General features: G+C 54.1%; 12 protein-coding genes. 8 read left to right on the top strand and 4 right to left on the bottom strand.

Annotated features, from left to right (window positions below; all coding sequences use genetic code 11):
- Positions 1-171 precede the first annotated feature (171 nt).
- From pcaF to QZ279_RS01335, 7 genes are read left to right on the top strand one after another with little or no spacing between them, the layout of a single operon-like run.
- Positions 172-1,374, top strand: coding sequence for a 3-oxoadipyl-CoA thiolase (pcaF, locus tag QZ279_RS01365; protein ID WP_293447072.1), 1,203 nt, complete (start codon positions 172-174; stop codon positions 1,372-1,374).
- Between the two features lie 38 nt (positions 1,375-1,412).
- Positions 1,413-2,390 (top strand): 1,2-phenylacetyl-CoA epoxidase subunit PaaA, encoded by a 978-nt coding sequence (gene paaA / locus QZ279_RS01360; protein WP_293447071.1) that lies wholly within the window; start codon positions 1,413-1,415, stop codon positions 2,388-2,390.
- Positions 2,390-2,854: a DUF3291 domain-containing protein gene (locus tag QZ279_RS01355; protein ID WP_293447070.1), complete on the top strand. Its 465-nt coding sequence runs from the start codon at positions 2,390-2,392 to the stop codon at positions 2,852-2,854. The genes paaA and QZ279_RS01355 overlap by 1 nt, the downstream gene beginning before the upstream one ends.
- A 4-nt stretch (positions 2,855-2,858) precedes the next feature.
- Positions 2,859-3,143, top strand: coding sequence for a 1,2-phenylacetyl-CoA epoxidase subunit PaaB (gene paaB, locus QZ279_RS01350; RefSeq protein ID WP_293447069.1), 285 nt, complete (start codon positions 2,859-2,861; stop codon positions 3,141-3,143).
- Positions 3,143-3,904 (top strand): 1,2-phenylacetyl-CoA epoxidase subunit PaaC, encoded by a 762-nt coding sequence (gene paaC, locus QZ279_RS01345; RefSeq protein WP_293447067.1) that lies wholly within the window; start codon positions 3,143-3,145, stop codon positions 3,902-3,904. Before paaB ends, paaC begins: the two co-directional genes overlap by 1 nt.
- Positions 3,905-4,363: a 1,2-phenylacetyl-CoA epoxidase subunit PaaD gene (gene paaD, locus QZ279_RS01340; RefSeq protein ID WP_293447065.1), complete on the top strand. Its 459-nt coding sequence runs from the start codon at positions 3,905-3,907 to the stop codon at positions 4,361-4,363. It abuts the gene before it with no gap.
- Positions 4,364-4,375: 12 nt separating this feature from the next.
- Positions 4,376-5,443, top strand: coding sequence for a 2Fe-2S iron-sulfur cluster-binding protein (locus QZ279_RS01335; RefSeq protein ID WP_293447063.1), 1,068 nt, complete (start codon positions 4,376-4,378; stop codon positions 5,441-5,443).
- 149 nt (positions 5,444-5,592) lie between these two features.
- Here QZ279_RS01335 and QZ279_RS01330 read toward each other — a convergent pair whose 3' ends face one another.
- The 3 genes from QZ279_RS01330 to paaI all read right to left on the bottom strand — a co-directional run bounded on the left by QZ279_RS01330 (position 5,593) and on the right by paaI (position 7,960).
- Complete coding sequence (locus tag QZ279_RS01330; RefSeq protein ID WP_293447061.1) at positions 5,593-6,075, bottom strand: hypothetical protein; 483 nt, start codon at positions 6,073-6,075, stop codon at positions 5,593-5,595.
- Between the two features lie 150 nt (positions 6,076-6,225).
- Positions 6,226-7,530 (bottom strand): phenylacetate--CoA ligase PaaK, encoded by a 1,305-nt coding sequence (gene paaK, locus QZ279_RS01325; RefSeq protein ID WP_293447059.1) that lies wholly within the window; start codon positions 7,528-7,530, stop codon positions 6,226-6,228.
- Between the two features lies 1 nt (position 7,531).
- Positions 7,532-7,960, bottom strand: a complete 429-nt coding sequence (gene paaI / locus QZ279_RS01320) for a hydroxyphenylacetyl-CoA thioesterase PaaI (protein ID WP_293447057.1) — start codon at positions 7,958-7,960, stop codon at positions 7,532-7,534.
- Positions 7,961-8,071: 111 nt separating this feature from the next.
- Between paaI and paaZ the strand changes: the two genes are divergently transcribed.
- Positions 8,072-10,084 (top strand): phenylacetic acid degradation bifunctional protein PaaZ, encoded by a 2,013-nt coding sequence (gene paaZ, locus QZ279_RS01315; protein ID WP_293447055.1) that lies wholly within the window; start codon positions 8,072-8,074, stop codon positions 10,082-10,084.
- A 174-nt stretch (positions 10,085-10,258) separates the two neighbouring features.
- Here paaZ and QZ279_RS01310 read toward each other — a convergent pair.
- Positions 10,259-10,976 (bottom strand): lyase family protein (locus tag QZ279_RS01310; protein WP_293447054.1); only part of this gene is annotated, 718 nt, incomplete at its 5' end.

Raw genomic sequence — 10,976 nt, 5'->3', positions numbered from 1 at the left:
ACGGAATCACACCAGACGCCAACCCAGAAAATGTGAAACTCATGATCGATACGGTAAGAGCCGGATAAAGCGTTACATAAATTTACTCTTTAATGATTTTTCGTAACTTTTTGTTGCGCCGTGAAGGATATCAGATATCTTAGCCTAAATTGCCTACAAGGAACCTAGTCCATGGAAGCCTTTATTTGTGACAGCGTGCGTACGCCCATTGGCCGTTACGGGGGCTCTTTGTCCTCGATCCGCACTGATGATTTGGCCGCCTTGCCTATTTCCGCGCTGATAAAACGTAACAAAGGCGTGGACTGGGCCAAGGTGGACGAAGTCATTTATGGCTCGGCCAACCAAGCCGGTGAAGACAACCGCAACGTCGCGCGCATGGCCGCGTTATTGGCTGGTCTTCCCACAGATGTTCCCGGCACAACAATCAACCGTCTGTGCGCCTCTGGCATGGACGCTGTTGGCTTTGCAGCACGTGGAATCAAAACGGGCGACTACGATCTGACCATCGCAGGTGGTGTGGAGAGCATGAGCCGCGCACCCTTCGTAATGCCCAAAGCAACCACCGCCTTTACACGTGCGAACGAAGTGTTCGACACAACAATCGGATGGCGCTTCATCAACCGCAAAATGAAAGAGACGTATGGCGTCGATTCCATGCCCGAAACGGCGGACAACGTTGCGGCCGACTACGGTATCAACCGCGTGGACCAAGACGCGTTTGCAGCCAGCTCCCAAGCCAAATGGGCAGCAGCCCACGCCGCGGGATATTTCGCAGATGAAATCGTTCCCGTGCATGTGCCCCAGCGCAAAGGCGACCCAATTGTTTTTGACACCGATGAACATCCGCGCGCTGGCACGACTGCTGAAAAGCTCGCCAAATTACGCGGCATCAACGGTCCAGACATGACCGTCACCGCCGGTAATGCGAGTGGTGTAAACGACGGTTCCGCCGCTTTGCTCATCGGCTCTGAAAAAGCACTCTACAAAAATTCACTCACCCCGATGGTGCGCATTGTAGGCATGTCATCCGCTGGTGTTGCCCCGCGCGTCATGGGTATTGGGCCCATCCCTGCCAGCCAGAAAGTACTGGCGCGCGCAGGTCTCACCATCGACCAAATGGACGTGATCGAATTGAATGAAGCCTTCGCCAGCCAAGGTCTTGCCACCTTGCGCGCCCTCGGCGTCGCCGACGATGACCCCCGCGTAAACCCGCAGGGCGGGGCGATTGCGCTCGGTCATCCGCTTGGCATGTCTGGCGCCCGTTTGGTTCTGACTGCGGCACATCAATTAAAACGCACAGGTGGTCGTTACGCACTGTGCACCATGTGCGTTGGCGTTGGCCAAGGCGCTGCACTTATTATTGAGAGGGTCTGAAGCCATGTCCTCAAGTAGCAAAGCGATAGGATAAAGCCATGTACGCACAGATGATCAAATCCGAGGCGACGCAGGACGATCCAGAAAAGCTGGCCGCCTTCCAAGTGCGCATTGATGCGGGCGATAAGATTGAACCAAAGGATTGGATGCCAGAAGGCTATCGCAAGACCCTAATCCGCCAAATAGGCCAACATGCGCATTCCGAAATCGTCGGTCAACTGCCAGAGGGCAACTGGATCACGCGCGCGCCAACACTGGAACGCAAGGCGATCCTTTTGGCGAAAGTTCAGGATGAAGCGGGCCATGGTCTATACCTGTATTGCGCCGCTGAAACGCTGGGTGTGACCCGTGATGAACTCACTGAAATGCTGCTTGATGGTCGCATGAAGTATTCGTCGATCTTCAACTATCCGACCCTAACATGGGCCGATATGGGTGCGGTTGGTTGGCTTGTTGATGGTGCTGCGATTATGAATCAAGTGCCTTTGCAGCGCACATCCTTTGGCCCCTACTCCCGTGCAATGATCCGTATTTGCAAAGAAGAAAGCTTTCATCAGCGTCAAGGCTACGACATCATGATGAAAATGGCAAACGGCACAGAGGCGCAAAAGCGCATGGCCCAAGACGCGCTAAACCGCATGTGGTTCCCGTCCTTGATGATGTTCGGCCCCTCCGATGCGGAATCTGTGCACTCCGAACAAAGCATGTCGTGGAAAATCAAAATGAACGGCAACGATGAACTGCGTCAAAAGTTCGTTGACCAGACCGTGCCACAAGCTGAATTCCTCGGTCTGACCGTGCCTGATCCTGACTTGAAATGGAACGAGACCAAAGGTGGCTACGATTTCACAGGTCCCGATTGGGATGAATTCTTCGACGTTTTGCGCGGCAATGGACCGTGCAACAAAGAACGTCTCGCCGCGCGTAACAAAGCGTGGGACGACGGGGCGTGGGTGCGCGACGGTCTGATGGCCCATGCAGAGAAAAAGCGCGCAGCAAAACTGGCAGCCGAATAATGCAGCTGGCCGAACTCAACGTAGGCTACGCGCGCTACCCTCTTGATGATCCGCGCATGGCGGGTTTCATGGATAACCTTGATACCTTGAATGCACTCGCGGAACGCTCAAACGGCTACGTTTGGCGCATGAAATCAGACAGTGGCAACGCGACAGATCTGGCTGTTCCCGGCGATGAAGAAATGATTTCCAACATGTCCATTTGGGAAGATGTCGCCAGCCTTGGCGACTACGTCTTCAACACCATCCACGCCAAATTCTACGAAAAGCGCCCCGCTTGGTTTGAGAACATGACACGACACCATTTCGTAATGTGGTGGGTCGAGGACGGCCATATCCCGACGCTTGAAGAGGCGATGCAAAAACTAGCGCACCTTCAAGAACACGGATCAACAGACGATGCATTCGGCTGGGACGCGGTCGATCAATCTGCGTGGCGCAGATGCAAAATAGCAGCGGAGTAGAAACATGAGAAACGAATGGCCCCTTTGGGAAGTGTTCATCCGTGGGCAGCATGGCATGTCCCACCGCCACGTCGGCTCGCTTCATGCTGCGGACGAAGAAATGGCGATCAAGAACGCGCGCGATGTGTATACGCGCCGCAACGAGGGCGTCAGCATTTGGGTCGTCCCCGCGCATCACATCGCGGCCTCCTCGCCCTCTGACACAGGTCCGCTGTACGAGCCCTCTGAGAGCAAAGTCTATCGCCACCCCACCTTCTTCGACATCCCCGACGACGTAGGTGCAATGTAATGAGCACTGCTGACCCCTACTTCGATTTCCTGTGCCGCATGGGCGACAACACGTTGATCCTTGGACACCGCGTTTCTGAGTGGTGTGGCCACTCCCCCGTGCTTGAAGAAGACATCGCATTGGCAAATATCGCGCTTGATCTGATCGGCCAAACGCAAATGTGGCTTGGCCTCGCAGCAGAGGTTGAGGGCAAAGGGCGCACTGCTGATGATCTTGCAATGCTACGTGACGTTTGGGACTTCCGCTCTGCACTAATTGTCGAACAACCCAATGGCGATTTCGGTCAAACCCTGATGCGCCAATTCCTGTTCGACACATGGCATTTGCTGATGTTGCAGGGCCTCACCAAGTCCTGCGAACCCCGCGTTGCGGAGATCGCTGCTAAGGCTGTGAAAGAAGTCATGTACCACGTGGAGCGTTCTGGCGACACGGTGATTGGCCTTGGCGATGGAACTGAGGAAAGCCACACGAAAATACAAGCGGCACTTGATCTGATGTGGCCCTATGTGGGCGAGTTATTCACGCCTGATGCTGTGGACGAGGCCATGCTAGCTGCTGGAATTGCACCTGATCTGACAGAAATGCGCAAAACCTTCGAGGCGCAAGTTAGCGCTGTTATGGCAGAGGCAACCTTAACAATTCCCGACAGCCGTTTCGCGCATAAAGGCGGCAAAAGCGGGTTTCAGCACACTGAACATCTGGGCCATTTGCTAACGAACATGCAATGGCTCCAACGTGCCTATCCTGGGGCAAACTGGTAAATGAACCCAGACATCGCACAAGTTTGGGAATGGCTTGACCAAGTGCCCGACCCCGAGATCCCTGTGATTTCTATTGTCGATCTTGGCATCGTGCGCGGTGTCGTTTGGGACGGTGACACACTCGAAGTCGCGGTCACGCCGACCTATTCTGGCTGCCCTGCCACCTCTATTATTTCGTTTGATATAGAAACCGCGATGATCGATCGGGGCATCAAAAACACCCGCATCAAGACGCAACTCGCACCCCCGTGGACCACGGATTGGCTGTCTGACAAAGGCCGTGCCAAGCTGGAAGAACACGGCATTGCGCCCCCGCGTACCACTGGTGGACCTGAACGTTGTCCGCTTTGTAAATCCGAAAATGTGACCCGAATTAGCCAATTTGGCTCTACTCCCTGCAAAGCACAGTGGCGCTGCACGGATTGTCTTGAGCCGTTCGATTATTTCAAATGTATCTAGAGGGGCCCACACATGGCGCGCTTTCATCCGCTTAAAGTTACCGAAGTCCGCAAGACCATTCGCGACGCTGTTGTCGTGTCGTTGGAACCTGCGAACACGGATGATTTCAATTTTATCCAAGGGCAGTATCTGACCTTTCGCCAAAACATTGAGGGCACAGAAATTCGCCGCTCTTATTCGATCTGCGCTGGCAAGGACGATGGCATCCTACAGGTCGGTATCAAGAAAGTTGATGGCGGCGCGTTCTCTACCTGGGCCAACGAAAATCTTGCCGCTGGCATGACGCTAGAAGCAATGCCGCCAATGGGCGGTTTCCATACCGCGATAGACCCTAAACAAGGTAAAACCTATCTCGGTTTCGCGGGTGGCTCTGGCATCACGCCCGTTCTGTCGATCCTGAAAACCACCCTCATGCGCGAACCTGACAGCCGTTTCACGCTGGTCTACGCCAACCGCGGCGTGAACACGATTATGTTCCGTGAGGAACTTGAAGACCTCAAGAACAACTACATGGGTCGGTTGAACGTCATCCACATTCTCGAAAGCGACGCGCAAGATATCGACCTATTCACAGGCCGCGTGGACGAGGCCAAATGCACCGCATTGTTCGAACATTGGATCGACATAGCCGGCGTAGATACTGCCTTCATCTGCGGACCCGAACCGATGATGCTGGGCATTGCCAAAGCGTTGAAAGAGAACGGGCTAACGGACGCACAGATCAAATTCGAACTCTTTGCCTCCTCTCAACCCGGTCGCCTAAAACGCAAAGCCTCCGCCGCAACAGACGCGGTGGCCAAACTCGCAGAAGCCGTGGTCATCATCGACGGCTCCCCTCGCACGGTCACGATGGGTAAAGATCAAACCGTCCTAGAAGCCGCCCTCGCAGGCGGGTTGGACGCCCCGTTCGCGTGCAAAGCTGGCGTGTGTTCGACCTGCAAATGCAAAGTGCTTGAGGGCGAAGTCGAGATGGTGGCTAACCACGCCTTAGAGGACTACGAGGTTGAACAGGGCTTTATCCTAAGCTGCCAATCATTTGCGCTGACAGACAAAGTTGTTGTGGATTACGATCAGCATTAAAGCGCAACCTCTGCACGATTGACCGCGCCATAACGAATCGCGAACAGGGTATAAGGTGTGTTATGTGATGCACGCTCGAGTGGAATTAAGACGTGTCACCATGGCCACTTCGAGCCCAACATGTCGATCGTCCATGATGGCAAGAAAGGCTATGTTCTCTGGCTAGGATGCGAAGCAGTTGCAAGATTCTTCGTCAAATCAATCATCTCTGAAGGACAAAAAGGAAGCCATATTGGGGCTTCAACGAAGGCCATATACCTAAGCTTGTGCGTCTCATGTAGCGGCGATAGTGCATCTATCATCTTGGCTACGCTGTCTGAAAACACCACACCACGATCTTCGCATTTCTCTTTCAGGTTCGTCAGATTGTGCCGTAGCTCAAAGGCCATTACGTCCCTATTGTTACTTCCAGTTTTGTACAAAGCAAGCTTTAGAAACATCTCAATCGAGTGGCAAATCAGATGCACGATAGGCGCGTTCTGCATCATATTGGATTCTTTTGGGCCTCTTTCACGGATGCCAGAAAGCGCAAACTCCGCGCACTCCAGAAAAGCGCTGGCGTGCAGACGATAAGCCATTGGTTCAGGCCCATCATAATTAACATCTCCTGAATACAAGTAGTTGCTCGACATGCGTTCATTCCTCAACTGCAATCAAATGGTTGAAACGATAGGCTTGATATTTGAATACCGGCAATGTCCGCACAGCCAACATTAGGAAAAGTCGCGTCCAAAATCCGGTAATCGCTGTTATGTTCAAAACCCACCTCGCACGTTCACAGCCTACCCTCGCTTATCGACGACGCGCACAGCTTTACCTTGCGAGCGCGCAACGCTACCTGGATCACCGACACTCACCTCTGTCGTAATCCCGACCATATCCTTGATCCTCTTCCCTAGCGTTTTGGCTGCAGCATCCTTTGCCGCCTCGCTTGCCGCATTCGGCATCGCTTCGGCCAGAACGCGCAATGCATCCATCGGGCCCGCCTTATAGCGTTCAATTTGGAAATACGGCGCAAGGCCCTCGACCGCCATCACCTGTTCTTCGATCTGCGTCGGGAACACGTTCACACCGCGCAGAATGATCATGTCATCAGACCGGCCCGTGATCTTGGCAATGCGGCGCATGGATCGCGCAGTTCCGGGTAAAAGCCGCGTCAAATCGCGGGTACGATAGCGCACAATCGGCATGCCCTCCTTGGTCAACGTGGTAAAGACCAATTCGCCCTCTTCTCCATCTGGCAGCACGTGGCCCGTCACAGGATCAATGATCTCAGGATAGAAATGATCCTCCCAAATGACAGGACCGTCTTTGGTTTCCACACATTCGTTGGCAACCCCTGGCCCCATCACCTCAGACAATCCATAAATATCAACGGCGTTCAGATCGAACGCTTCTTCAATCTCACGGCGCATGGCTTCCGTCCAAGGTTCAGCGCCGAACACGGCCACCTCTAGCGAACTCTTGCGTGGATCAAGACCGGCCTTGTGAAATGCTTCCAAGATGTTGAGTATATAAGACGGCGTCACCATGATCCCACGTGGTTTGAAATCGTTGATCAGGCCGACTTGCTTATCCGTCTGCCCCCCACCCATCGGCACCACGGTCGCGCCTAAACGTTCGATCCCGTAGTGCGCGCCAAGCCCACCTGTGAACAGACCGTAGCCATAAGCGTTGTGGATCATATCGCCCTTGCGCAGACCCGCAGCACGTAAAGAGCGCGCGACCAGATCGGCCCAATTGCTAATGTCATTCGCAGTATATCCGACAACTGTCGCCTTGCCCGTCGTGCCCGACGACGCGTGAATGCGCGCGATCTGATCTTGCGGGACCGCGAACATTCCGAACGGATAATTTGCGCGCAAGTCGTCTTTGTGCGTGAACGGGAACTTTGCCAAATCAGCAAGCGTCACAAGATCATCTGGATGCACACCAGCTGCATCAAAGCGTTCTTTGTACATCGCGACATTGTCGTAGGCATGGTGTAAAGACCACTTCATGCGCTCTAGCTGAAGGGCTGAAATCTCATCACGGCTGGCAATCTCGATAGGGTCCAGAATGGACGGGTCCGGTGTCAAATTGCTCATCTTATTCTCCCTCGTCCGCTTCATCGAATAGATGGCCTTTGATCGCGCGTGACAGTCCACGCATTTCTGCGATCAGCGTACCGTCTTGTTTGGTCACGCGCACGTCGTAAATCCCGCTGCGTCCCGCCAAAGACACCTCGCGCGCCGTCGCAGTCAGCACATCGCCAACCTGACCAGGGGCCACAAAGGTCACCATGTTATTCTGCGCCACAGTGTTGTGATTGCGAGAATTGCACGCAAAAGCGAATGCTGTATCTGCCAGTGTGAAGATCATTCCACCGTGGCAAATTCCGTGTCCATTACTGTGGTGCTTTTGCACAGCGAGCGACATCACCGCATGACCCTCAGAAACAGCGCCACGCTCAATGCCAACCCAATGAGAGGCTTGATCGTCCTCCCATAGCGCATCACTGGATTTTTTGGCTCTCATCTGCGGTGTCACAACGCGTACTCCCCTATTTCTACTGATATGTCTTGCATGGGTCATTCAGGCGGTCAATTAATAACCAACCGCATTTGCGCGCCCAATAAGGAACACGTCATGAGCCTTCTCCAAGTCAACTCATTCGCTGCCGGAACATGGATTGCCCCTGACGCGAATGCGCGTGATATTGAGAACGCAGTTACTGGCGAAACCATGGCACGCGCGGGCAATTCCTCACTTGATGTCGAGGCGATGTTGGATCACGCACGCACCGTTGGCGGGCCGAATTTACGCAAACTCACTTTCCATGATCGCGCCCGCATGTTGAAGGCGTTGGCATCGCATTTGAACGATAACAAACAAGCGCTGTACGATCTGTCTTTCGCAACGGGCGCAACACAATCCGACCATTTGATTGATATCGACGGTGGCATTGGAACAATGTTTGTTTTCGCCTCGAAGGGCCGTCGTGAAATGCCAGATAACCAAGTTTATCTGGACGGCGACATTGAACAGCTCGGGCGCACAGGCACATTTCTAGGCCAGCACATTTGCACACCGCTTCAAGGCGTCGCAGTTCACATCAACGCATTCAATTTCCCTGTTTGGGGCATGCTAGAAAAACTGGCCCCAACAATCCTTGCGGGTGTTCCTGCTATCGTAAAACCCGCAACGGCAACGTCCTATGTGACCGAACTTGCGGTGCGTCTTATGCTCGACAGCGGCATCCTTCCTGAGGGTGCATTGCAATTGGTTAGTGGTGGCTTGGGCTACATGCTAGATCGTCTAACGCTGCAAGATGTGGTCAGCTTTACAGGTTCGGCCCAGACCGCTTTGAAACTACGCTCTGCACCACATATCCTCAAACATTCCATCCGCTTTACTGCTGAACAAGACAGCCTGAACGCGTCTATCCTTGGCCCTGACGCGGTCGCAGGCACGCCAGAGTTCGAGCTCTTCATCAAAGAAGTCCAGCGCGAAATGACCACGAAAGCGGGGCAAAAATGTACCGCTGTGCGCCGTATCATTGCGCCCCAGAACCAAGTCGATGCAGTGATTGCAGCCCTGTCAGAACGTCTATCCAAAACTGTTATCGGCGATCCCAGCGATCCAGCGACGCGCATGGGCGCGTTGGTTTCAAATTCTCAAAAGCGCGATGTCCTAGAGAAAGCCGCGATTATTGGAACCGAGGCCGAACAGGTCTATGGCAACGATGATTTCACAGATCATAAAGGCGCGTTTCTCTCACCCATGCTCTTCCATTGCGCCGCCCCCGATACTGCGGTGCGCGTGCACGACACAGAAGCCTTCGGCCCCGTTTCAACCGTCATGGGCTACCGCGACATAGACCACGCGATTGCGTTGGTGAACAAGGGTCAGGGCTCGCTTGTTGCCTCAGTCATTACACATGATCCAAACGTCGCGCGCGAGGTCGCATTGGGTGCAGGCGCATTCCACGGTCGTCTCTATTTCAACAATCGCGATTCCATGAAGGAAAGCACAGGCCACGGATCCCCCCTACCGCACATGGTCCACGGCGGTCCTGGTCGTGCTGGCGGCGGTGAAGAACTGGGCGGGGTACGCGGCGTGATGCACTACATGCAGCGCACAGCGGTCCAAGGCAGTCCTGATATTCTGGCCGCGATTGGGGACACTTGGGTGGACGGCGCACTTGAAAAAACAGCCCTTGCGCATCCCTTTACGCGCACGTTCAATCAGGTCGAAATCGGCGAAACGATCAATACAGATCCGCGCGTCGTCACCATGGAAGACATCGAGCATTTCGCCAATTTCACAGGCGACACGTTCTACGCGCACATGGACGAGGCCGCAGCTAAGCGAAACCCGTTCTTCCCCGGTCGCGTCGCGCATGGGTATCTGTTGTTAAGTTTTGCAGCAGGCATGTTCGTCGAGCCGAATGAGGGACCTGTTTTGGCCAACACTGGCCTAGATAATTTACGCTTTATGAAACCCGTCCAAGCAGGTGACAGCATTCAAGTGCGCCTGACGGTGAAAAAGAAGACCCCGCGCAATGAAGAATACGGCGAAGTGCGGTGGCACGTCACGCTATCCAATCAGGACACTGAAAAAGTCGCCGAATACGAACTGTTGACGATGAACGCCTATTAACGCCCCAAGCAATCCGCTGGCGCTGTTTAGTGCAGCGCCAGTCGCTTCGAACATTTCAGGTACAATCAGCCATTCCAACGCCCACGCCACGCCCGAACGTTCTTGTTCGTGCAACATCGTTTGCCCTAAAATGCCCTGCTGCCCCGCCACATACCGTGCCAAAGTCACCAGCGTTTAGGCGCGCACTGGGTTTTGCTTGTGCGGCATCGCAGAGGATCCGCCAGCGCCGCTTAATTTTACTTCATCAACGCCTTGCTGCGCCATCAAGCTTATGTCCAAACCGATCTTACCAAGGGTTCCGCTGAGCAACATCAACCAGTTTCCGACAGACACAAACCCACTGCGATCTGTATGCCAAACAGGCGTCAAAGTTAGGTTCAATGTCTTTGCAACATGCTCCGCAATTTCATCATTTGCACGCATGCCGACAAGACCACCAACTTGTACACGCGCAAAGTTTGCAAGCAGCTCGGGCAGTGCTTCCAAATGCGCCTGAAGAGGGTCGCGCCACGTGCGAATACGATCTGAAACTCGAATGGGCAGCGCCGCTTGCATGCGTGTACGTCCCATTATTTCCACGTCACCAAAGCGCGTATTCAACCTATCCAATTGCGCCAAAACAGCCAAGCTGCGCGATTGAAAATCCCGTAGCACATCACAGCACATCAGGACCATCGCCGTATCAATCACATCCTGTGATGTCGCCCCTTTGTGGATCGCAGCACTCGCTTTGGCGGGCAGTCCTGCTTTCAATTGGCGCACCAGTTCTGGCACGGGCAAACCATCGCTTTCGGTTCCCGCGCGCAACGCATCCAAGTTAGGCGTGAACCCGTCAATCGCCGCCAGCGCCACTTGCCCATCAACTACTCCAGACGCGATCAAGGCTTCCGTC

The organism is Planktotalea sp., assembly GCF_018607965.1.
Taxonomy (GTDB): Bacteria; Pseudomonadota; Alphaproteobacteria; order Rhodobacterales; family Rhodobacteraceae; genus Planktotalea.
This window is presented reverse-complemented; position numbering and strand designations above follow the sequence as displayed.